General features: G+C 72.3%; 18 protein-coding genes. 7 read left to right on the top strand and 11 right to left on the bottom strand.

Translation table 11 applies throughout. From position 1 onward, the window contains the following. Positions 1–5 precede the first annotated feature (5 nt). From AB0877_RS09395 to AB0877_RS09380, 4 genes are all read left to right on the top strand, one after another. Positions 6–1052, top strand: a complete 1047-nt coding sequence (locus tag AB0877_RS09395; protein ID WP_366608102.1) for a sugar ABC transporter permease — start codon at positions 6–8, stop codon at positions 1050–1052. Between the two features lies 1 nt (position 1053). Beyond that, complete coding sequence (locus AB0877_RS09390) at positions 1054–2022, top strand: carbohydrate ABC transporter permease (protein ID WP_366608101.1); 969 nt, start codon at positions 1054–1056, stop codon at positions 2020–2022. A 69-nt stretch (positions 2023–2091) separates the two neighbouring features. Beyond that, on the top strand, positions 2092–3138 hold the full coding sequence (locus AB0877_RS09385) for a LacI family DNA-binding transcriptional regulator (protein WP_366608100.1): 1047 nt from the start codon (positions 2092–2094) through the stop codon (positions 3136–3138). Positions 3139–3168: 30 nt separating this feature from the next. Next, positions 3169–4842, top strand: a complete 1674-nt coding sequence (locus AB0877_RS09380) for a glycoside hydrolase family 13 protein (protein ID WP_366608145.1) — start codon at positions 3169–3171, stop codon at positions 4840–4842. 574 nt (positions 4843–5416) lie between these two features. On the opposite strand, the gene AB0877_RS09375 is transcribed toward AB0877_RS09380, so the two are convergent. From AB0877_RS09375 to xylA, 3 genes are all read right to left on the bottom strand, one after another. Further along, entirely contained in the window at positions 5417–6850 is a 1434-nt protein-coding gene (locus AB0877_RS09375; RefSeq protein WP_366608099.1) for an MFS transporter, read from the bottom strand. A 95-nt stretch (positions 6851–6945) separates the two neighbouring features. Further along, positions 6946–8373, bottom strand: coding sequence for a xylulokinase (gene xylB, locus AB0877_RS09370; RefSeq protein WP_366608098.1), 1428 nt, complete (start codon positions 8371–8373; stop codon positions 6946–6948). Positions 8374–8382: 9 nt separating this feature from the next. Beyond that, on the bottom strand, positions 8383–9570 hold the full coding sequence (xylA, locus tag AB0877_RS09365) for a xylose isomerase (RefSeq protein WP_366608097.1): 1188 nt from the start codon (positions 9568–9570) through the stop codon (positions 8383–8385). 78 nt (positions 9571–9648) lie between these two features. Here xylA and AB0877_RS09360 point away from each other — a divergent pair, with 78 nt between their 5' ends. Both AB0877_RS09360 and AB0877_RS09355 read left to right on the top strand, forming a co-directional pair. Continuing rightward, the gene (locus tag AB0877_RS09360) at positions 9649–10887 is read left to right on the top strand and encodes an ROK family transcriptional regulator (RefSeq protein ID WP_366608096.1); all 1239 of its coding nucleotides are present in this window, start codon (positions 9649–9651) and stop codon (positions 10885–10887) included. A 126-nt stretch (positions 10888–11013) separates the two neighbouring features. Continuing rightward, a complete protein-coding gene (locus AB0877_RS09355; protein ID WP_366608095.1) occupies positions 11014–12627 on the top strand; it encodes a PP2C family protein-serine/threonine phosphatase in 1614 nt (537 codons plus the stop codon). Positions 12628–12656: 29 nt separating this feature from the next. Here the strand turns inward: AB0877_RS09355 and AB0877_RS09350 are convergent, their stop codons facing one another. After that, positions 12657–13310, bottom strand: a complete 654-nt coding sequence (locus AB0877_RS09350; RefSeq protein WP_366608094.1) for a MarR family winged helix-turn-helix transcriptional regulator — start codon at positions 13308–13310, stop codon at positions 12657–12659. A gap of 67 nt (positions 13311–13377) precedes the next feature. On the opposite strand from AB0877_RS09350, the gene AB0877_RS09345 reads away from it, so the two are divergent. After that, positions 13378–14508 carry a PP2C family protein-serine/threonine phosphatase gene (locus AB0877_RS09345; RefSeq protein WP_366608093.1) on the top strand — a complete coding sequence of 377 codons (1131 nt, stop codon included), beginning with the start codon at positions 13378–13380 and terminating at the stop codon, positions 14506–14508. Positions 14509–14515: 7 nt separating this feature from the next. On the opposite strand, the gene AB0877_RS09340 is transcribed toward AB0877_RS09345, so the two are convergent. The 7 genes from AB0877_RS09340 to AB0877_RS09310 form a co-directional block, all read right to left on the bottom strand. Beyond that, entirely contained in the window at positions 14516–15931 is a 1416-nt protein-coding gene (locus AB0877_RS09340; RefSeq protein WP_366608144.1) for a sugar transferase, read from the bottom strand. A 281-nt stretch (positions 15932–16212) separates the two neighbouring features. Continuing rightward, positions 16213–17970: a substrate-binding domain-containing protein gene (locus AB0877_RS09335; RefSeq protein ID WP_366608092.1), complete on the bottom strand. Its 1758-nt coding sequence runs from the start codon at positions 17968–17970 to the stop codon at positions 16213–16215. A gap of 158 nt (positions 17971–18128) precedes the next feature. Further along, entirely contained in the window at positions 18129–19166 is a 1038-nt protein-coding gene (locus AB0877_RS09330; protein WP_366608091.1) for a lactonase family protein, read from the bottom strand. An 87-nt stretch (positions 19167–19253) separates the two neighbouring features. Then, positions 19254–19856 (bottom strand): ATP/GTP-binding protein, encoded by a 603-nt coding sequence (locus AB0877_RS09325; protein WP_355008977.1) that lies wholly within the window; start codon positions 19854–19856, stop codon positions 19254–19256. Beyond that, complete coding sequence (locus tag AB0877_RS09320; protein WP_366608090.1) at positions 19837–20226, bottom strand: DUF742 domain-containing protein; 390 nt, start codon at positions 20224–20226, stop codon at positions 19837–19839. The genes AB0877_RS09325 and AB0877_RS09320 overlap by 20 nt, the downstream gene beginning before the upstream one ends. Then, positions 20216–20638 (bottom strand): roadblock/LC7 domain-containing protein, encoded by a 423-nt coding sequence (locus AB0877_RS09315; RefSeq protein WP_366608089.1) that lies wholly within the window; start codon positions 20636–20638, stop codon positions 20216–20218. Before AB0877_RS09315 ends, AB0877_RS09320 begins: the two co-directional genes overlap by 11 nt. Continuing rightward, on the bottom strand, positions 20638–23022 hold the full coding sequence (locus tag AB0877_RS09310) for a nitrate- and nitrite sensing domain-containing protein (RefSeq protein ID WP_366608088.1): 2385 nt from the start codon (positions 23020–23022) through the stop codon (positions 20638–20640). Before AB0877_RS09310 ends, AB0877_RS09315 begins: the two co-directional genes overlap by 1 nt. Positions 23023–23179 lie beyond the last annotated feature (157 nt).

Raw genomic sequence — 23179 nt, 5'->3', positions numbered from 1 at the left:
GGTTGATGAAGTTCGACTTCGCCGATCAGCAGCCGAAGTTCCTCATGCTGATGTACGGGCTGGTCGCCTTCGTGGTGGTGGTTGGCGGTCTGCTCCTGCTGCTCGACGTGGTACCGGCCTGGTTCGCCCGGCGACGGGAGGCGCAGCTCGTCGCCGCCTCGACGGGTGGTGCTCCACTCCCCCGCCGACTCAAGCAGCGGGAGGGGGTCTTCGCGTTCTTCTTCCTGTTGCCGACCCTGCTGCTGCTCGTCATCGGTCTGGTCGTGCCGGCCATCCGCACCGTGCTGCTCTCCCTGATGGACAGGACCAGCACCGAATGGGTGGGGCTGGAGAATTTCGGCTGGATGTTCTCCGACGACGCCATCGTCCGGGTCCTGATCAACACCCTGATCTGGGTGCTCCTCGTGCCACTGGTGGCGACCGGGTTCGGCCTGATCTACGCCGTACTGGTGGACAAGGCCCGGTTCGAGGCCGTGGCCAAGTCACTGATCTTCCTGCCGATGGCCATCTCCTTCGTCGGCGCCAGCATCATCTGGAAGTTCGTCTACGCCTACCGGGGTGACGGGGACCAGATCGGTCTGCTCAACCAGATCGTGGTGAGCCTGGGCGGTGAGCCCAAGCAGTGGCTCCTCGAATCCCCCCTCAACACCCTGCTGCTGGTCGTCATCATGATCTGGATCCAGGCCGGTTTCGCCATGGTGGTGCTCTCCGCGGCCATCAAGGCGATCCCCGGCGACATCGTCGAAGCCGCCCGGCTCGACGGGGTCAGCCCGTGGCAGATGTTCTGGCAGATCACCATGCCGAGCATCCGACCGGCGCTGATCGTCGTGATGGTGACCCTCACGATCGCCACGCTCAAGGTCTTCGACATCGTCCGGACCTCGACCAACGGCAACTACGACACCAGCGTGATCGCCAACGAGATGTACAACCAGGCGTTCCGGTACAGCGAGAACGGGCGCGGTTCCGCCCTCGCGGTCTTCCTCTTCGTCCTGGTCATCCCGGTCGTGATCTACCAGATCCGTAACCTCCGTCAACAGCGGGAGGGCTGAGATGACCACCGCAACGCCCACCGTCGCCGCCGGCGCCCAGAAGACCGGCGGCACCCCGACCAGCGCGGCCGGCCGGGTCCGCAAGCGGTTGAACAGCCGTACCGCGACGCTCGTCTCGATCGTCATCGCGGTCGTCTGGACGATCCCGACCTTCGGCCTGCTCGTCTCCTCCCTCCGACCGGAGGACGAGATCAAGACCACCGGCTGGTGGACGGCCTTCACCAACCCCCAGTTCACGTTCGAGAACTACGAGCAGGTCCTGTTCGGGCGGTCGGGGTCCTCCGGGCAGCTCGCCGGTTCCTTCATCAACTCGCTGGCGATCACCATCCCGTCGGTACTCTTCCCGCTCGCCTTCGCGTGCCTCGCCGCGTACGCCCTCGCGTGGATCAACTTCCGCGGCCGGGACTGGCTCTACATCGCGATCTTCGCGTTGCAGATCGTGCCGCTGCAGATGGCCCTGGTGCCGCTGCTGAGGTTCTTCTCCACCGGGGTCACCGTCGGCGGCGTCACCCTGATGCCGGCCTGGGACCTGGTCGACGAGCAGAAGTTCGCCCAGGTGTGGTTCGCCCACACCTGCTTCGCGCTCCCGTTCGCCGTCTTCCTGCTGCACAACTTCATCTCGCAGCTGCCGGGTGACCTGATGGAGGCGGCCCGCGTCGACGGGGCCACCCACCCGAAGATCTTCCGCACCATCGTGCTGCCGCTGATCACCCCGGCGCTGGCGGCATTCGGCATCTTCCAGTTCCTCTGGGTCTGGAACGACCTGCTGGTGGCGCTGATCTTCGCGGGCGGCGGCAACGAGACCGCCCCACTCACCGTCCGGCTCGCCGAGATGGCCGGCACCCGGGGCAACGAGTGGCAGCGCCTCACCGCCGGCGCGTTCGTCAGCATCGTCGTACCCCTCATCGTGTTCCTGTCCCTGCAGCGCTTCTTCGTACGAGGTCTGCTCGCGGGCAGCGTCAAGGGCTGACCCGCGCGCCCGCCGCCGCCTGGCCCCTCGGGCGGCGGCGGGCGCTCCGGGCACCGAGCGGGGGAAACCGTGACGAGGATCGATGATGTGGCCCGGCTGGCCGGTGTGTCCACGGCCACCGTCTCGCGGGCGCTGCGCGGACTACCGACGGTCTCGGCCGCCACCCGACGCCGGGTGCTCGCCGCCGCCGAGCAACTGGACTACGAGGTCTCGCCGAGCGCGTCCCGGCTCGCCGGGGGCCGGACCGGCACGGTGGCGGTGGTGGTCCCCCGGATCACCCGCTGGTTCTTCAGCACCGTCGTCGAGGCGGTCGAGGAGTACCTCCACCAGTCCGGCTACGACCTGCTGCTCTACAACCTGGGCGGCCGGGAGCAGGTCCGGCAGCGGGTCCTGCGGACGGCCAACCTGCACAAGCGGGTGGACGCCATGATGCTGGTCGCCACACCGCTGCGTCCGGCCGACCTGACCGCGCTGGCCACGCTGGAACTGCCCGGCGTCACCATCAGCTCGGGCAGCCGGGTGCCGAACTGGCCGTGCGTACGCATCGACGACGTGGCGGCCGCGCGGGTCGCGACAAAGCATCTGATCGACCTCGGCCATCACCGCATCGCCCACATCTCCGGCGACCCGGACGACGAGTTGGCCTTCACCACCCACCTCGACCGACGGCGGGGTTACCAGGCGGCACTACGCTCCGCCGGCCTGCGACCCGACCCCACCCTGGACATCGAGTCCACCTTCACCATCGACGGTGGCAACCGGGCCGCGGCCGAATTGCTGGCCCGCGGCGAGCCACCGACCGCGATCGTCGCCGCCTGCGACGAGATGGCGATGGGCGCGATGACCGCCCTGCGCGACGTCGGACTGCGGGTGCCGCAGGACGTCAGCGTGGTCGGCATCGACGACCACGACCTGGCCGGCGTGCTCGGGCTCAGCACCGTCGCCCAGCCCGCTGCCGAGCAGGGCCGACTGGCCGCCCAGATGTTGCTCGACCCGCTCGGCGCCCGACCGCCGGGGCCCGTCGTCAGTCAACGGGGCGCCGGTTGCGACACTCCGGTGGTCCTGCCCACCCGGTTGGTGGTCCGGGACTCGACAGCACCGCCCCGGGCACACTGAAATCCACACACCGCAACACGGGAGACGACCCTGAACACCGACCCGACCCAGCAGACCCCCTCCGGTCCCCCGGCCACCGGCTGGTGGACCGAGGCCGCCATCTACCAGATCTACCCCCGCTCCTTCGCCGACTCCGACGGGGACGGAATCGGTGACCTGCCCGGCATCACCGCCCGCCTCGACCACCTGGTCGAGCTGGGCGTGGACGCGGTGTGGCTCTCCCCCTTCTACCCCTCGCCGCAGGCCGACGCCGGCTACGACGTGGCCGACTACCGCGACATCGACCCGCTGTTCGGCACCCTCGCCGACGCGGACAAGCTGATCGCCGAGGCCCGGGCCCGCAACCTGCGGGTGATCGTCGACCTGGTGCCGAACCACACCTCGTCGGCGCACCGCTGGTTCCAGGCCGCGCTGCCGGCCGCGCCCGGCAGCGCGGAACGGTCGCGGTACGTCTTCCGGGACGGCCGTGGTCCGGCCGGCGACCAGCCGCCGAACGACTGGCAGAGCGTCTTCGGTGGCCCGGCCTGGACCCGGACGGTCGACGCCGACGGGCAGCCCGGCCAGTGGTACCTGCACCTGTTCGACACCGGGCAGCCGGACCTCAACTGGGACAACCCGGAGGTGCACGCGGAGTTCCTGGACGTGCTGCGCTTCTGGCTGGACCGCGGCGTGGACGGCTTCCGGGTCGACGTGGCGCACGGCCTCATCAAGCAGGCCGACCTGGCCGACTGGCAGGAGCCGCAGGAGATCCTCTCCGGCAACGAGATCGACAAGCCCCGCCCGCCGATGTGGGACCAGGAGGGCGTGCACGAGATCTACCGGCAGTGGCGGCAGGTGTTGGACAGCTACCCCGGCGAGCGGGTGCTGGTCGCCGAGGCCTGGGTGGAACCGGCCGAGCGACTGGCCCGCTACGTGCGCCCGGACGAGATGCACCAGGCGTTCAACTTCGAGTACCTGCTGGCCGCATGGAGCGCACCGGCCCAGTACGCGGTGATCACCCGTTCGTTGGAGGCGACCGACTCGGTCGGCGCGCCGACCACCTGGGTGCTGTCCAACCACGACGTGGTGCGGCACGCCTCCCGGCTCGGCCTGCCGATCGGCACCGTACGCCCCAACGGCATCGGCATCGGCGACCCGCAGCCGGACGCCGCACTCGGTCTGCGCCGGGCCCGGGCGGCCACCCTGCTGATGCTGGCGCTGCCCGGCTCGGCGTACCTCTACCAGGGTGAGGAGCTGGGGCTGCCCGAGCACACCACCCTGCCCGACGAGGCCCGGCAGGACCCGACCTGGGCACGCAGCGGTCACACCCAGCGCGGTCGGGACGGCTGCCGGGTGCCGATCCCGTGGGAGGCCGACGCCCCGTCGTACGGCTTCGGGCCGACCGACGCGAGCTGGTTGCCGCAGCCCGCGCTCTGGGCGGAGTACGCGCTGGACCGCCAGCGCGACGTGCCCGGTTCGACGTACGAGCTGTACCGCACGGCGTTGCGTCTGCGCCGTGCCCACGGGCTGGGTCGCGGCACCCTGGAGTGGTTGTCCTCGGACGACGAGGTGCTGAGCTTCCGCAACGGTGAGTTGACCGTGCTGACCAACTTCGGTGCCGTGCCGGTGCCAGTGCCGGCCGACGCCGAGGTGCTCACCAGCAGCGCCCCGCTCGACGACGACGGCGCGGTCCCCACCGACGTGACCGTCTGGCTGCGCGGCTGATCCCCACGCCGATCGGCCCGTCCGCCGCCGACCGGCCCGTCCGCCGCCGACCGGCCCGTCCCGCCGATCGGTACTCGCGGGCGGGCCGGTCGACGTGGAGCGGGCCGCTGTGGAGCTGATGTCGTAAACGATTCACCCCGCGCCGACAGCCCTGCTGACCGTGTCCAGCCGAGCCAAGGAACGGCAACGCACCCAGCAGCCCGGCTCGTCCCTGCAGAACGCGGCACCCGCGCCGATCTTGCAGTTGCTGTTGTCGAGATGCGCAGAATGTCAGCTATGCCATGACACAAAGTGCAAGATCGCGGAGGAGTGCGGTTTGACTCTGTCGATCATGGGGTTGTGGTGCCCGGATTGGGCGTAAGTAGGCCATTTGTCACCCACCACAACTCCTTGATCGATCACGTGGGGCGGGTCGAGCTGCGCGGGCGCGGAGGGCGGGGGCGCGGAGGGCGGGGGCGCGGAGGGCGGGGGCGCGGGAGGCGCGGGCTGCGGGGGGGGCGGCAGGCGCGGAGCGCGGGGCGGGGGCGGCGCGGGGCGCGGGGTGGGGGCGGCGCTGGGCGCGGGGCGGGGGCGGTCAGAGGCGGTCGGCTCGGGTGTGCAGCAGGTCGTGCACGTTGTCGATGTCCGCGGGTGAGGTTCGCGAGGCGAGCCAGTACATGACCCCCGTCGGGATGAAGAAGAGCTGGAACGCGGCCAGCCCGACGGCGAAGTTCAGCGGTGGCGGGAACGCCACTCGCAACGCCTGGAAGGCCACCCCGACCAGCCCGTTGCCGGCGGCGCGACCGACCCCGTTCACCAGATTGCCCAGGCTGTAGACAGTGCCCCGGTGCTCCGGCGGGTTGACGTCGGCGATCAACGCGAACCAGTTCGGCGAGTTCGCCGACGTCAACGCGAGCGCCACGACGGCGGTGAGCAGGCTCAGCCCGACCGACGGCTCGGTGAACACACTGGCCAGTACCGCACCCACCACCGCGCCGCCGCTCGCGCCGTCCAACACGTCGATCGTGACCGGCACGAAGAACAACACCAGGTAGAACGGCAGCGCGGCGAGGATGCCGATCGAGGCGACGAGCGCTCGCCCTCGCGGGGTACGCCGTTGCACGGCGTCACCGATCAGCCCGCCCACGATGGACAGCACCCCACCGAGCTGGAACAGGGTGGCGAAGACGCTGCCCACCACCACGGCCGTCGACGTGGAGTAGCCCTGGGCCTCGGCCCGTTCGGCGAACAGCACCGGCAGCCAGACCAACGAGCCGAACGCGGCCTGCGCGGTCAGACCCTGCAGGATCAGCCACCGGTTGGTCCGCCGGGCCAGGATGCGCGGCAGGTCGGCGCGGCTGATCCGGTAGTCGTACTCGGCGCCGGCGTCCAACCTGCCGGCCAGTTCCGGCTCGCTCTGGCCCCGCCGCACGTCGTAGGTGAACAGGTAGGCGACCGTGGCGACCAGGCCGACGCCGGTCAACAGCAGGAACGGCCGACGCCAGTCGGCGGCCCCGAGCAGCCCGCCGACAAGGGTGCCCGCGAGGGTGCCGACCCCCTGAGAGAGCCCCCAGAAGCTCATCACCAGCCCGCGCCGGGTCGGTGAGATCAGGTCGGTCACCACGGAGAAGCCCACCGAGCCGACCGCGCCGAGGCCGACCGCCGCGACCAGTTGCGCGGCCAGGAACGTCAGGTAACCGCCGGCGAGCGCGCTGCCGCCGGTGCCCGCCGCCCAGAGCAGGGTGCCCACCATGAGCAGCGGTTTGCGGTTGGTGTGGTCACCGACGTACGCCCAGCCGACCGCCGCGACGGCACTGACCAGGAAGCTGACCGCGGTGACCACGCCGAGCAGCCGACCGGACACGTCGAACGCGTCGGCGATCGGGCCGTACAGCGGGGGGACCAGTCCGATCGCCACGTTGTCCAGCGAGGCGAGCAGCACGAACACCACCACGCTGTAGAACCGGTGCGCCCGCCCACCGCCCCGACCGTGCGGGCGCAGGCCGGGCCCGCCACTGGTCACCGTCATGAACGGCAGCCAACCAGACCGCGTACGGGAGGTCGTCACGCGGGTGGGTGCCGGTCACCGTCGACCGGCACCCACCCGTGCGTCGATCCCGACGGTCAGCGCCGGTCGAGCACCAACCCGCGGGCCGCGGCGTACTGGTCGCGCACCGCGGGTACGGCCGCCGCCGCGTACTCCTCGGTGCCCTCGACCGCCCAGACCGGCGGCGCGTCGCCGCCCAGGGCGACCCAGGCGGCCTGGCGGGCGGCACCGTCGGCGACGTACTCCCCGGCCGGCGGGACGACGACCGGGCAGCCGAAGACCTGCGGGGCGATCTGCCGCACCGCGGCCGACCGGGCCCCACCGCCGATCAGGATGACCCGGCGGGCGGTGGCGCCCTGCGCGGTCAGCGCGTCCAGCCCGTCGGCGAGCGCGCAGAGCATGCCCTCCACGGCGGCCCTCGCCAGGTGCGCGGGGGTCGACGTACGCAGGGTCAGGCCGTGGACCGCACCGGTGGCGAGCGGTCGGTTCGGCGTCCGCTCACCCTCCAGGTAGGGCACCATGACCAGCCCGTCCGCCCCGGCCGGCGCGGAGAGGGCCAGCTCGGCCAGCTCGTCCAGGTTGACGCCGAGCATCGCCGCGGCGGCGTCCAGCACCCGGGCCGCGTTGAGCGTGGCGACCAGCGGCAGGAAGCGGCCGGACGCGTCGGCGAAGCCCGCCACCGCACCGCTCTCGTCAGCGGCGGGCACGTCGGCGACGCTGAACACGGTGCCGGAGGTGCCGATCGAGACGATCACGTCACCGGACCCGGCGCCGACACCGAGCGCGGCGGCGGCGTTGTCCCCGGTGCCCGCGCCGAGCAGGGCCCCGCCCGGACCACCCAGTACGTCGGACAGCTTTCCCGCCGAATCCGCCGGACCGATCACCTCGGGCAGCACCAACCGCCGGCCGAAGCCCCGCTCCAGCAGGTCCAGCCGGTACTGCCCGGTGGCCGGTGACCAGTAACTGGTGCCGCTGGCATCACCCCGGTCGGTACGCAGCGCGTCCAGCCCCGGTGCTCCGGCCAGCCGCCAGGTCAGCCAGTCGTGCGGCAGGCAGACGGCCGCCACCTGGGCTGCCCTCTCCGGCTCGTGCGTGGCCAGCCAGCGCAGCTTGGTGAGGGTGAAGCTGGCCACCGGAACGCTGCCGGTGGCCTCGGCCCAGAACCGGCTCCCGGCCGCGCCGCCGCCGGCCTCCTCGATGAGATCGGCGGCGGCGTCGGCGGACCGGGTGTCGTTCCACAGCAGCGCCGGGCGGACCACCCGGCCGTCCTCGTCGAGACACACCATGCCGTGCTGCTGGCCGGCGACGGAGATCGCCGCCACGTCGGCCAACCCGCCGGCCTCGTCGGCGGCGCTACGCAGCGCCTCCCACCAGGCTTCCGGGTCGACCTCCGTGCCGTCCGGGTGCGGTGCCCGGCCCTGCCGGAGCAGGGCGCCGGTTTCCGCGTCCCGGATCACCACCTTGCAGGACTGGGTGGACGAGTCGACGCCCGCGACCAACGGCATGGCGCGGCCTCAGCGGGCGCCGAGCAGGTGCTCGACGGCGAGCTGGTTGAGCCGGACGAAGGCGAAGCCCCGGGCGGCCACCGCGTCCACGTCGACGTCCTCGAACGCGGACCGGTCGGCCAGGAACTCCTCGTAGCCCTCGCCGTCGCCGAGCGTCGGCGTGCTCAGCTCGCCGACCTTGCTGGCGGCGAGCGCCTCGACGACCTCGGGGTCGGCGCGGAACGCCGCTGCCCGCTCCTTGAGGAGCAGGTAGGTGCTCATGTTGGCCGCCGCGGAGGCCCACACCCCGTCCATGTCCTCGGTGCGGGACGGCTTGTAGTCGAAGTGCCGAGGGCCGTCGTAGGCCGGACCGCCGTTGGGGCCGCCGTTCTCCAGGAGGTCCACCAGGGCGAACGCGTTCATCAGGTCGCCGTGGCCGAAGACCAGGTCCTGGTCGTACTTGATGCCGCGCTGGCCGTTGAGGTCCAGGTGGAACAGCTTGCCCTGCCAGAGCGCCTGGGCGATGCCGTGGGCGTAGTTGAGCCCGGCCATCTGCTCGTGCCCGACCTCCGGGTTGAGGCCGACCAGCTCCGGGTGCTCCAACTGCGAGATGAAGCCGAGCGCGTGCCCGATGGTGGGCAGCAGAATGTCGCCGCGCGGCTCGTTGGGCTTGGGCTCCAGCGCGAACCGCAGGTTGTAGCCCTTGTCGATGGAGTACTGGGTAAGCAGGTTGACGGCCTCGCGGTAGCGGTCCAGGGCGGCCTGGACGTCCTTGGCGAGGTCGTACTCGGAGCCCTCGCGGCCACCCCACATGACGAAGGTGCTGGCGCCCAGCTCGGCGGCCAGGTCGACCTGACGCAGCACCTTGCGCAGCGCGTACCGGCGGACGTCGCGGTCGTTGCTGGTGAAGCCGCCGTCCTTGAAGATCGGGTGGGTGAAGAGGTTGGTGGTGACCATCGGCACCACCAGGCCGGTCTCGTCGAGCGCCTTACGGAACCGGGCGATGTGCTGGTCCCGGGTGGCCGCGTCGACGCCGAACGGGATCAGGTCGTCGTCGTGGAAGGTGATGCCGTACGCGCCCAGCTCGGCGAGCCGGTGCACTGCCTCGACCGCGTCGAGCTCGGGACGGGTGGCGTCACCGAAGGGGTCGCGGGCCTGCCAGCCCACGGTCCAGAGCCCGAAGGAGAACTTGTCGGCGGGGGTGGGACGGGGTGCCATGAGGGACCTCCGGGGTGGTGTTGTCAGGTATTTGTTCAGCGATTGAATTATTTGCCCACCCTATGGCAGTGTCAAGGGGTGAGCCTCACCCACGCCCCGGCCGGCGCAGTCCGTCAGGGCAGCCTCCGCGAGCTCAACCTCGCCCTGGTGCTCGGCCGGATCGCCGCAGCCGACCGACCCCCGTCCCGGGCCGACCTGGCGACCGCGACCGGCCTGACCAGAGCCACCGTGTCCGCCGTGGTCGAAGATCTGCTCGCCGGCCAGTTGGTGAGCGAGTCCGACCCCGCGCCCCGCTCGGGCGCCGGCCGTCCGGCGCGCGGACTTGTGCTGGCCGATCAGGGGCCGGCCGGGCTCGGCCTGGAGGTCAACGTCGACTACCTGGCGGTCTGCGTGGTGGACCTCGCCGGCCAGGTCCGGCACCGCACCGTGCACCGGGCCGACCTGCGCCCGGTGGCCCCCGCCGACGCCCTGGCCCGCCTGGTCGACATGGCCGGGGCAGCCCGGGAGGACGCCGCCGACCAGGGCCTCACCCTGGTCGGGGCCGCCCTGGCGGTGCCCGGCCTGGTGGACGACGCCGGGCTGGTCCGGCTCGCGCCGAACCTCGGCTGGCACGACGTGCCGGTGCCGGCGCTGCTCGCCGAGCACCCACCGCTGATCGAGCAGGTGCCCGGCATCCCCGCACTGGTGGTGGACAACGAGGCCAACCTCGCGGCGCTCGGCGAGCTGCACTCGCAGCCGACCGGCACGTCCAGCTTCCTGCACATCTCCGGCGAGGTGGGCATCGGCGCCGGCATCGTGCTGGACGGCGCGCTGTTCCGGGGCGTACGCGGGTGGAGCGGCGAGATCGGGCACCTCCCCGTGCACCCGGAGGGCCGTCCGTGCCGCTGCGGCGGGCAGGGCTGCCTGGAGCAGTACGCCGGTCAGGAGGCGATCGTGGCCGCCGCCGGGCTGGCTCGGGCGGAGCTTCCCGCCGACACCGCGACGGCCCGGTTGGCCGAGTTGGCCGAGGGCGGTGACCCCGACGCGCTGCGGGCGCTGCGCGACGCCGGAACGGCACTCGGTGTGGCGGTGGCCGGCGTCGTCAATCTGCTCGACCTGGACACCGTGGTGCTCGGTGGCGGTTACGCGGCGCTCGCGCCCTGGCTGTGCCCCCCGGTCCTCGCCGAGATCGGTGCCCGGGTGCTCACCGCGGCCTGGTCGCCGGTCACGGTCCGCCCGTCGACGCTCGGCGCGGAGGCCGCAGCGGTGGGCGCCGCCGGATCGGTGGCCCGCCGGATCGTCGCCCAGCCCGCCGGCTGGCTGGCCCGCGCCGGCTGATCGCCACCCCGCACCGTGCATCGCTGTCGGGGGGCATCGGTACCCTTGCTATCAGGCAACGATCCCCGGTGAGGAGTCGAGAAGAAGCATGCGCACACGTCGTCAGACGCGCGCCGGCGTCCGGCGGTGACCACGACCCAGCATCCCGGCGGCACACCGTTGCCGGCCGACGAGCGGTTGGCCCGGGAGCTGCTCGACGGGCTCGCCGAGGCCGTGCTGACAACGGACGAGACCGGTCGGGTCACCCTGGTCAATGCCATGGCTGCCGAGTTGATCCCGGAGGTCGACGCCGGCACCGAGCTGGCCGGGTGCCCGGTGACGGCACTGGCCCAGGCCGTCGCCAGCGGCGCTGACCGCTTCGACGCCGACCACCACGGCCGCCGACTGCGCGGCGTCCGACGGCAACTCGCCGGCACCCGGTGGGCGTGGTATGTCCGCGACGTCACCGAGGAGCACGCCCGCGCCGACGCCCTGCTCGTCGAACGCCGCCGGACCGCGTTCCTCGCCCAGGCCGGCAGTCGGCTGGCGCTGGCCCTGCACCGCGACCAGGTCCTGCTGGCCACCACCACGCTCGCCGTCCCCTACCTCGCCGACGTCGCCGTCGCGCTGCCCCGACCGACCGCTCCGGCCGAGCCGCACCCCCGCTGGATCCGGTACGCCGACGGCGAACCCGCCCCGATCACCGGGCTGGCCAGCCCCGCCCTGACCAGCTCCGTGCCCGGGCTGGCCGAAGCGCTGGCCGGCGACCGGGCCGAACCGGGCCCCTGGCCGGACGCTCCGCTCACCGACCTGGCCGACCTGCTGCCGCCCGGGTTCGGCCCCCCGGGCATGGTGCTGGTCAGCCCGCTGCTCAGCGCCAGCGGCTCGGCCGGTGCGCTGCTGCTCATCCGTCGGGCCGGGCGGGCCGGCTTCGACCGGCGCGACGTGGAGCTGGCCCGGGAGTTCGCCACCCGCGCGGGGGCCGCGCTGGCCACCGCCGACCTGCACGGCGAGCAGGCGCACCTGGCCCGGGTGCTGCAAACCAGCCTGCTCCCGCCCGAGCTGCCCGTGGTGCCCGGCGTGAGCCTGGCCGGCGGCTACCGGGCAGCGGGCGACACCCTCCGCATCGGCGGCGACTTCTACGAGGTGTTTCCGCACCCGCGCGGCGCCCTGTTCGCGCTCGGCGACGTGTGCGGCAAGGGTGTGGGCGCGGCGGTGCTGACCGGCCGGGTCCGCCAGTCGTTGCAGACGCTGCGGCTGGTGGAGCAACGCCCGCTGGAGCTGATCCACCTGCTCAACCAGGCGCTGTTCGATGCGCCGGACGCGGCACGTCGCAACCAGTTCACCACCCTGTTGCTCGGATCCCTGGATCGGGGGCCGACCGGGCTGGACCTTCGGGTCGCAGGCGGGGGCCACCCGGCGCCACTGCTGGTCACCGCCGACGGCACCGTCACCCCGGTCCCGGTCGGTGGCATGCCGGTGGGGGCGCTGACCGCCGCACGCTTCGCCGAGAGCCGGGTGCACCTCGACCCGGGCGATCTGCTGCTCGCGTACACCGATGGGGTGACCGAGGCGCGCGACCCCCGCGACCCGCGCGACACGGCGATGTTCGGCGAGGTCCGGCTGCGGGCCGCGCTCGTCGCGGCGGCCGGGCAACCGCCGGCGGCGCTGATCGACCGGGTGCTCCGCGCGGTCGACGACTGGGCGGGCGGGCAGGCCCACGACGACATCGCGATGCTGGCCGTCGGCGTCTCGGCATGACCGACCGGGCGACCGACCGGTCGACTCGATCAGGCGGTACGCGCCACCGGGCCGCCGCCCGGCCATTCCCTGGTGGTGCCGACCGATCGTTCCGGACCGCCCGACGAACCCGTCCACCCCGTTCGGGGCTGCCGACCCGGATCGCCCGACCAGTCCCCCGACCGGCCACCGGGCCGGTCCGGGCCGTCCGGCCAATCGCCCTGGCCCGTGGGCTCGTCCGACGTCGGCCGGTGCTGCGCCTGCTGGCGGCGGGCGGTCTCGTCGAACTCCCGCATCCCGCGCAGCAGCGCGTCGCGGCCCTCCCGGCTCATCCCGGCCAGCACGGCGGCGAGCTGGCCCTGGCGGTCGGCCCGCAGCTCGGCGAGGAGCCGGCGAGCCTCCGGGGTGAGGCGCAGCGAGATCTCCCGACGGTCGAAGCGGCCCGGCTCACGCTCCAACATGCCGGCGGCGACCAGCCGGTCGCAGAGACGGCTGGCGGAGCTGAGCAGCATGTCGAGTCGGGTGGCGAGCCGACGCAGGTTGATCCCGTCGTACTGCTCCACCACCATCACCGCCCGCAACTGGGCGCCGGACACGCGGTTGGCGGTCCCCTCCCGGGCAGACTCCCAGATGCCCAGCAGGGCAGCGGCTGTCGCGTCCAGCGCGGCAGCCATACTCGTCTCAGGGTCCGTCGGACGGTTCATGTCGGCCATGGTGGCCCGAGAGTACTCCGAACCTCCTGGTGGTCGAGCTTTCAGTGAAGGACTGACGATGAACGAACCGGTCAATCAGGCACGACGTGCCCTGAACGAGACACCAGCCGACCGTCTGGTCGGTGGGATCCGGGACGTGCTCGCCCAGTCGTACGGGATCACCGACGTCGAGCTCTACCAGGTCGACTACCGGATCGCGGAGCTGCTGCCACTCGGCGAGGACGACTCGATCACCAGCCCCGGGCACCCGGCCTGGCGCGCCTTCGACCACCAGTCGCCGATACTGGCCGACGGCACCGCCTGGGTCCCGGTCACCATGCGTGGCGAACGTCGAGGGGTGCTCCGCCTGTCACCCGTCCTGGACGACCGCGACGTCGTCGCCGCGCTGGCCGAGATCGCCACCGCGCTCGCCCACGAGGTGGCGGCGGTCTCCGCCGGCACCGACGTCTACCTGGCGGCCAAGCGCACCCAACGCCTCACCCTGGCCGCCGAGATGCAGTGGGACCTGCTCCCCGGCCGCAGCCGCATCCGACCCTCGTTCAGCCTGGCCGGGCAGTTGGAGCCGGCGTACGCGGTGCGCGGCGACAGCTTCGACTGGTCCGACGACGGGGAACGGGTCTGGTTGTCCACCATCAACGGCACCGGTGAGGGGGTGGCCGCGTCCCTGCTCACCTCGCTGGCCACCCACGCGCTGCGCAACGCGCGGAGGGCCGGGCTGAGCCTGGCCGACCAGGCCGCCCTCGCCGACCAGGCGATCTACGACCTGTACCGGGGCGAGCAGCACCTCTCCGCGTTGCTGATGGAGTTGGACCTTCGCTCGGGGATGATGACGGTGGTGGACGCCGGATCACCCCGGCTGGTCCTGCTCCGCGACGGGGACGTCACCGAGCAGCCGCTGGAGGCGCAGTTCCCGCTGGGCATGTTCGAGGCGACCGACTACCACGAGCAGAAGGTCCCCCTGCTGCGCGGCGACCGGGTCTTCGTGGTCAGCGACGGGGTGGTGGAGGCCACCGGTCAGCACATGCGCTACGGCGAGACGGCACTGGACCGGTTCCTGCGGCGGACCGGGCCGATGGCCCCCCTGGACGCCGTCCGGTCGCTGATCGGTGATCTGCGCGCGTTCGTGGCCGGCGACCTGGTCGACGACGCGGTGGTGGTCTGCCTGGACTGGACCGGCCCGCAGCCGTGACCGGTGGTCAGTACGCGCCGCGGCCGTTCAGCACCGCGCCGACGGTCTTCCAGAGGATGGTGAGGTCGGCGGCGAGGGACCAGTTCTCCACGTAGTAGAGGTCCAGCCGGATGCCGTCCTCCCAGCTCAGGTCGGAGCGGCCACTGACCTGCCACAGGCCGGTCATGCCGGGCTTGACCAGCAGCCGTCGGGCCACGTCACCGTCGTAACGGGCCACCTCCGAGGGGAGCGGTGGGCGGGGCCCGACCAGGCTCATCTGCCCCAGCAGCACGTTGACCAACTGCGGCAGCTCATCCAGTGACCACTTGCGCAGCAGCCGGCCGACGCGGGTCACCCGGGGGTCCTGGCGCATCTTGAACATCAGGCCGTCGGTCTCGTTGCGCGCGGTCAGCTCGGCCAGCAGCGCGTCCGCGTTCACCACCATGGTGCGGAACTTGAACACGCCGAACTCCTGCCCGCCCCGGCCGACCCGGACCTGCCGGAACAGCACCGGGCCCCGGCTGTCCAGTTTGATGGCCAGCGCGATGAACGCGATCAGCGGCAGCAGCACCGCCAGCGCCAACGACGAGACGGACCGGTCGACGAGACCCTTCACCAGCTTGCGCACCCCGCGGAACTCGGGCGCCTCGACGTGGATCAGTGGCAGGCCGGCGACCGGGCGGGTGTGGATGCGCGGGCCGGCGACGTCGGTCAGCGCGGGCGCCACGACCAGGTCGATGCCGGTCCCCTCCAGTTGCCAGCCGAGGCGGCGCAGCCGGGCCGCGGTCAGCTCACCGGAGGCGGTCACCGCGACCGTGTCCGCGCCGATCGCGGTGGCGGCCTCCGGGATGCCTCGGAAGGACCCCACCACCGGCACGTCACCCAGTCGCTGCGCCACCGGCGCCAGCAGCGCGTCGGGGATGCAGGCGCCCACCACCTGGTAGCCGGCGTACGGCTCACGGCGCAGCGTGTGGACCAGCTCCAGAACGTGAGCGGTGTCGCCGACCACCAGCACCTTGCGGGACCAGCCGGCCCCCAGCGAGCGGGCCCGGTGCAGCCGCTTGCGGGCGGCGAACCGCGCCACCTCCAGCCCGACGGTGCCCACCGCGAAGGAGATGCCCAGGAAGCCCCGGGAGACGCCGACATCGGCGATGTAGCCGATGATCGCGATCGCCCCGGCCAGGCGCAGGCTGGCTGAGCTGACCCGCCGGTACTCGTCCGCCCCGTAGCCGATCACCCGGTCGTCGTAGCAGCCGAGCGCCTTGAGCGAGATCAGCCAGGCCAGCACCAACCCGGGGGCGACCAGCACGTACGGGATCTCCGAGCCGGTCGGCTCGTCGTCACCGAAACGGGCGACGTACCCGATCAGCAGCGCGATGATGAGGATGGTGGTGTCCAGCACCACCAGGACCCGGATGTAGGACCGTTCGTCGGCGCGCGCCACCAGCCCGGCGCGTCGACCGTCCGGCTCCGCCGACGTGGCGGGGGTCAACAGTGTCGCCACGCTCACCGGCCCTCCCAATCTGTACAGGATGGCCCCGGCCGACGCGTCGGTCCGGAGGCGGACCGACTATGCCGGAACAGTCGACATCCTGCCTTGACAACTATGACTGCCGATTGCTTCCGACGTATTGCCGTCACTTTTCTTCAACAACCTGTAGCCGAAAGGGGGCCTGCCACACCGGATCGACGGTACGGCAGGCCCCTGGACGTCTGAGCGTCGGATCAGCGCGGCGCTGGCGGACGCCGTGCGATGGCGCTGAGGAAGATGCTGCCGATCTCGCTCGGGTCCTTCGTGACGAAGACGTCGCCACCGGTGACCTTGGTGATCGACTCCAGCTCTGCCTTGCTGACGCCCTCGCCGATACCGATCATGATGACCTGGACCGGCCGCTCCGGGTCGGCGATCTGCTTGAGCTTGCCGAGCAGCTGCTGCTGGTTGAGGCCGTTGTCGTCCTCGTTCTTGCCGTCGGTGAACAGCACGATCGAGTTGACCCGACCGGGCTGCCAGTTCTCCTGCACCGCCTGGTACGCGGCCAGCATGGTGTCGTAGAGGCCGGTGTCACCGCTGGAGGGCTTGACGGTGGCGAGCGCGCCCTCCAACTGGGCCCGCTGACCGGAGAGCGGCCCGATCGGGACCAGCTCCCGGTAGTCCCGGTTGCCGACGAGCTTGGTGGAGAAGGTCCACAGGCCGATCGACCAGGAGTCGTCGAAGAGGCCGAGGCCGCGACGGGCCGCGTCGACGGTGACCTCCTCCCGGCTGCGGTTGTTGGCGCTGGGCACCGGTTCCTTCATCGAGCCGGAGACGTCGATGACGGCGAGCATCCGACCGGACTGGGTGGCGATCGACCAGCTGGAGACGACCCGCTGGATGGCGGCCGGGTCGAGGCCGCCCGCCGCGGTGCCGCCGTTCGCCGGTGCGGTCGGCGCGCCGCCGGACGGGCTCGGAGCACCCTGCGGCGCCTTGAAACCATCGCCCCAGTTGCCGTCCGGCGCGCGCAGCGACTGCGCGGCGAGCCGGTTACGGAAGGTCGGACTGGTGAGCAGCTCGTACAGCACCTTGGCCGCCGACGCCTTGCTCGGCTCGATGCCGGGCAGCACCGCGTACGGGTAGTCCAGCGGCATCGGCGCCGGCTCCATGTAGAGCGCGGCCAGCGGCACCGGCGGCTTCTTGCTGTTGTACGCGATCACGTCTTCTTCGGACAGAGCCGCCGCACCGAGACCGCTCGCGATGGACGTCGCGTCGTTGGCCGTGGGGAAGCGGGCCAGCAGGTCGTTGCGGAGCGAGGAACGCCCTATGGCCAGTGCGCGGAGCGCGCCGACGGTGTTGCGCTGGGCGTCGCCGCCAGCGCCGTTAGCCGCGGCGGTCAGCGAGAGCAGACCGGACAGCCCCGCGGCGTCGCGGGTCGGCTCGACGATCCCGGTCCGCAGCGGAGAGCTGGTGTTGTTGACCTGCTTGAGCAGGTCGGTCCAGTTGAACTTCTTGTCCGGCCAGCCCAGTCGGGTGGCGACCGGCTCGGGCATCGCGACGACGATCGGGCTGCGAGCGATGGACTGGCCGTTGGTCGGGGCGAACGCCGTCGCGTCCTTCTTCAGCCGCAGCAGCCAGGTCGAGGAGTCGGGCACCCAGACGTCCGGGCTGACGGCGGTGCCGCTGGCCTGCCCCACACCGGCCAGCACGGCCCCGTGCTTGGCCGCCACCACGGCCGCCACGTCGACCGGGTCGGACGCGGACACGTCGACGCGGATGCAGGTCGGGCCCACCGCCGCGCCGTCCTTCACCCACTGGGACGCGGCGGCATCCACCGCCGGCGCGAGTTCGGAGGCGACCGCCACCGCCAGTCGGATCTCTCCCGAGCAGCTGGGCTGGATCAACTCCTGGTAGCCGAACCACGCGCCCGTCGTCACGACGAGCACACCCGCCGTTGCGGCGGCGGCGGCTAGGTGGAGTTTCGAACGCATGCGATGGCGGCCTGCTGACACGGTGACCATCTTGCGTACTAGGTGCCGTCTCTGCCACATCCGTTCGGACTAAAGTTACGGAGGAGAAACAGTTGACCACTTTTTTGCAACAGAGAGTGATGGGGCCGCCTCGCGGCGTTGCCAAACCAGTGCCACCCTCACATCTTCTTAGCGAGCGTTCAGGGCAGGACGCACGTCGGGCTCGGCACCGGCACCGGCTCACCGGACGCCTCCAGGACGCCGCTTTCGGCGTCACGCCGGAACACCCGCACCATGTCCGCCCGCTCGTCGGCAACGTAGAGGTGCTCCCCGATGAGGGCGAAGTGCCGAGGCCACTCCCCGCCGGTGTCCACTTCGGCCACCAGCTCGGGCAACTCCCCGGCCAGCGCGAAGACCGCCAGCGTCCCCACCCCACGGTTGGCGACGTAGAGGAACCGGCCGTCCGGGGCGACCGCGACCTCCGACGGCTGGACGTGACCGGCGTGGTTGCTCGCCTCGACCCGCCCGCGCTGGTGCAACGCGCCGTCGTCGGTCAGCTCGTAGGCGGTCACCGAGGCGTCCAGCTCACCGACGACGTAGCAGCGCCGTCCGTCCGGGTGCCGGGCCAGGTGCCGGGGGCCGGTGCCGGGCTTCGTCCGCATCCGGGGCGCACGCGGCACCAGCCGTCCGGTCGCCTCGTCCAGGTCGTACCGGTAGACCGAGTCGGTGCCGAGATCCACGCCGAAGATCGGCCCCTGAGCCGCGCCGGGCGAGACCATGTGGGCGTGGGCGTGGTCCTGGCGCTCCGGGTCGGGGCCGTGCCCCTCGTGCGTCACCAGGTCGGTGCGCTCGCCGGGCACGCCCCGCGGGTCGAGCGGGAAGACCGCGATGCTGCCGCTGCCGTAGTTGGCCGCCATTAGGTGACCGCCACCGGGCAGCACCGCCAGGTGGCAGGGCTCCGCGCCGCCGGTCGACCGACTGCCGAGCGGGTCCAACGTGCCGTCCGCACCGACCTGCCAGGCGCTGATCTCGCCGTCCGTCAGCTCGTTGACCGCGTAGAGCACCGGCTGGGTGGGGTGCCGCACCAGGAAGGAGGGGGACGGGGTGACCGCCACCGTGCCGAGCGGGGTCAGCGCCCCGCTTCTCGGGTCGCGACGCGCGGCGACGATGCCGCTGCCCCGCCCACCGCTCTGCGCGGTGTAACCCCCGATGTGGACGACCTCACCCTGACCGCTCACGCCCAACTCCTCCGCCGGCAACCTTCGTTGATCCAACCAGAGGCTGCCCGCGTTGCTCGCCCGTTAACCGGCTTTCCGGCCCGGATCTCAGGCCGCCGGCACCGGCTCGCCGCGCTGTCGGGCGACGTGCTCCACCAGAGAGATCAAGACCATCTTCCCGGACTGCCGGTCCCGGGCGTCGCAGAGCACCATCGGCACGTCCGGATCCAGGTCGAGCGCTCGGCGTACGGTCTCCAGGTTGAACCGGCGGGAGTCGTCGAAACAGTTCACGCCCACCACGAACGGGATTCCCCGCTGCTCGAAGTAGTCGATGGAGGGGAAGCAGTCGGCCAACCGCCGGGTGTCGGCGAGCACCACGGCGCCGAGCGCGCCGAAGGCCAACTCGTCCCAGAGGAACCAGAACCGGTCCTGGCCCGGCGTGCCGAACAGGTAGACCTGAAGGTCCTCGTTGATGGTGATGCGGCCGAAGTCCATCGCCACGGTGGTGGTGGACTTGCCCTCCACGCCGGAGAGGTCGTCGGTGCCGATCCCGGCACCGGTGAGCACCTCCTCGGTCTGCAACGGACGGACCTCGCTCAGGGCGCTCACCAAGGTCGTCTTGCCAGCTCCGAAGCCTCCCGCGATGAGGATCTTCAGTGCCAGCGGGATCGTGGTGCTGGTGCCCACCTGGTCATAGCGCACGGAGTCCACTGACCACCGCCTTGAGGATGTCGTCGTCGGGAAGGATGCCGGCGGCCGGCGGCTCGTGCACCGCGACCAGGCCCTCGGCGAGAAGATCACCGAGCAGTACCCGGATCACGCCGACCGCGAGGTCCAGCTCAGCTGCCAGTTCGGCCACCGACACCGGCCGGTGGGCCAAGGTGACCAGCCGTCGATGCTCCGGCAGCAGATGCGAACGGCTCGTCGCGTCGACGTCCGAAACGGCCAGCACGAACGCGACCAGGTTGAATCCGTCGACGGCGGAGCGTACGCGGCCTCCGGTGAGGGCGTACGGGCGCATCACCGGGCCGGCTTCACCGTCCAGCCACTCGTGCTGCGGCCCGGGCGGCTCAGTCCGCATCTCCGGCACCCGCCGTCGATCGGGCCGGCGCGGCGAGGCTCTCCCCCACCCGGATCACCAGCATCGCCATCTCGTACGCGACCAGCCCGATGTCCGCGTCGGCGTCGCTCACCACGGCCAGGCAGGCGCCCTGCCCGGCGGTGGTGACGAAGAGGTACGCCTCCTCCATCTCCACCACCGTCTGCCGGACCGGGCCGCCGTCCACGTGCCGGCTGGCGCCTCGGGCGAGGCTGGAGAAGCCGGCGGCGAGCGCACAGAGGTGCTCGGCGTCGGAGCACTCCAGCTCGGCCGAGCAGCCGAGCAGCAGCCCGTCGGCGGAGAGCACCACCGCCTCGCGGGCGGCGGGTACCCGTTGCACCAGTTCGTCGAGCAACCAGTCCAGACCTGCGCTCTGCTTCGTCGAATGCCGCACTAGGCGTCCCTCTCAGTCACGGTCGGGGGTTCGGGGGTCGTCGGCGGGTCGGTGGGGGCCGCCTGGACCGCCGGCCCGGTCGGCGGTGGCGGGCCGGTCGGGCCGGTCGGCGGTGGCGGGGTGATGGCGGTGGCGCGTCCGCGCGCCGTGCCGGCCTGGAGCGCCGCCATCACCTGGCGGACCTCCTCCGGCGAGCGGGGCGACGGAGTGTCGGTGACGGTCGAGCGGGGCTGGGCGGCAGGGGTACGACGTCGCACCCGGCGGGGCAGGCCATCCAGCTCGTCGTCGGGCTCGTCGGGGGTGGGCGACCCCTCGTCGCGCCCATTCGCGGGCGGGACGGTCGAGCTCGGCGCTCCGGCGGGCGGCGCCGTGCTGGCGGACGGGGCCGTCGGCGGGCGGGTGCGGGGGCGGGTCACAGCGCCCCGGCGCGCCGTCCGGACCAGTCGCCGGCCCGGGTCGGCCGACGCGGCGTCGAGCGTGGCGGGGTCGGGGCCGGCCGGCGGCTCGGTGGTGACCAGGTCTCCGGGGACCAGCACCACGGCGGTCACGCCACCGTCCCCGGACGGGCCCAACCGCACCCGTACGCTGTGCCGGGCCGCCAGCCGGGCCACCACGAACAGGCCGAGTCGGGCGCTCTGCGCCGGGTCGAACTCGGGCGAGCTGGCCAGTCGGGTGTTGGCGGTCTCCAACGCCGCGGCGGACATGCCCAGCCCTCGATCGGTGATTTCCAGGGCGTACCCGTTGGCCACCTGCGCCCCGGTGACGGTGACCCGGGTGTCCGGCGGGGAGAAGGCGGTGGCGTTCTCGACCAGCTCGGCGAGCAGGTGGATGACGTCGCCGACCGCCCGCCCGAGCACGCCGGCCGGCTGCACGGCCTTGACGTCCACCCGTTCGTACGCCTCCACCTCGGAGATCGCGCCGCGGATCAGGTCGACCATCGCGACCGGGTTCCGCCAACCCCGACCGGGCGCGGAGCCGGCGAGGATGACCAGATCCTCGGCGTGCCGGCGCAGCCGGGTGGCCAGGTGGTCGACCTGGAACAGCTCGGCCAACTCGTCCGGGTCCTCGCTACGCCGCTCCATCCGGTCCAGCAGGTGCAACTGACGGTGCACCAGGCTCTGACTGCGTCGGGCGATGTTGAGGAAGACCTCGTTGAGCCCGCGACGCAGGGTGACCTCGTCCACCGCGGCCTGGACGGCGGTGCGCTGCACCTCGGTGAAGGCGCGCCCGACCTCGCCGATCTCGTCGTGGCCGTACTCGAGCGGTGGAGCCTCCCGCGCGACGTCGACCTGCTCGCCACGGCGCAGCCGGGCCACCACGTCGGGCAGCCGGTGCTCCGCCAGCTCCAGCGCGGCGGTACGGACGCCGCTGAGCCGGCGGACCAGGGTGCGGCCGACCCGCAGCGCCACCAGCACCGAGACGACGACTGCGGCGAGCCCGAGTACGCCCGCGGCGGCCAACCGCGCCAGGATGCCGACCGCCATCGGCACCGAACGGTCGGCGAGAGCGTCGGCCTCGGACAGTTCGAAGTCCCGCAACTGCTGCTGCACCGCGTCCTGGCTGGCCTGCCAGGCAGCGGCGTCGACAGCCGGCCGACCGGACCGGTTGGGCACGACCAGCGCGTCCTGCATACGGCGCAGCCGGGTGAACGCCTCGCTCTCGGTCAACCGTTGGTACGCGACCCGGCTGCTCTCGGGCAGGTCCGCCACGGCGTTCTCGGTGAGCCACCGTTGGTTGCCGATGGCCTGGACGAGCTGTGTGTGCTCCCCCTCGGCGAACCGTCCGGCGGTCAGCGCGCCGGCCAGCAGCGCGTCGCTCTGGCCGAGCAGTTCCCGGGAGCGACCCAGCGCGGTGAGCGCCAGGGCCTCCCGGTTGATGTCCGGGTCGCTGAGGGTAGCCATGCCGGCGAACGCGTGGAAGGCCGCGGTGACCATGCCGCTGTAGAGGCCGATCGCGCCGGCCCGGTCCACCTTGCGCTCGTCGATGAACCTCCGCCCGTCGGGTAGCGCCGCCAGCGAGTTGACCAGCTCGTCGACCCGGGTTTCCAGCGGGTCGTCAGCGGCGTCGCGCAGCGCTTCCCCGTTCACCCGGCGTCGCAGCTCGGCGACCGCCCGGTCGGTGCGCCCGCGCTGCTCGGCGAGGGCGGGCACGTCGGTACCGCCGGCGAGCTGCACGACCGAGAGCCGGCGTTCCCGTTGCAGCTCGGTGACCACTGTCTCGCCGGGGCGACCCAGGTCGTACAACAGGGTCCGGGCGGAGAGAAGGTCCAGGGCGGGACCGAAGGTCAGCGTGGTCGCGAAGATCCAGAGCGCCAGGAGCGCGGTCACCGGCGCGACGACCAACGCGGTCAGCTTCGAGCGGATCGGCCAGTCGCGGGTTTTCATCAGACCTCGCCCGTACGGGGTGGCAGGAGGGGTGCCGGCACCGCCGGACACCGCGCCTGCCGGCTGCGCGCCCGGCCGCGTCGCCGGGCACCGGCGCGGGCGCCTTGGGCAGGATACGTAATCGGAGGCTGTTTCACTACCGCCCGTGTCGACACCA

This window comes from Micromonospora sp. NPDC047644 (genome assembly GCF_040704315.1).
GTDB lineage: Bacteria > Actinomycetota > Actinomycetes > Mycobacteriales > Micromonosporaceae > Micromonospora.
Note: the sequence above shows the minus strand (reverse complement) of the source record. Positions and strands in the feature narration are given on the sequence as shown.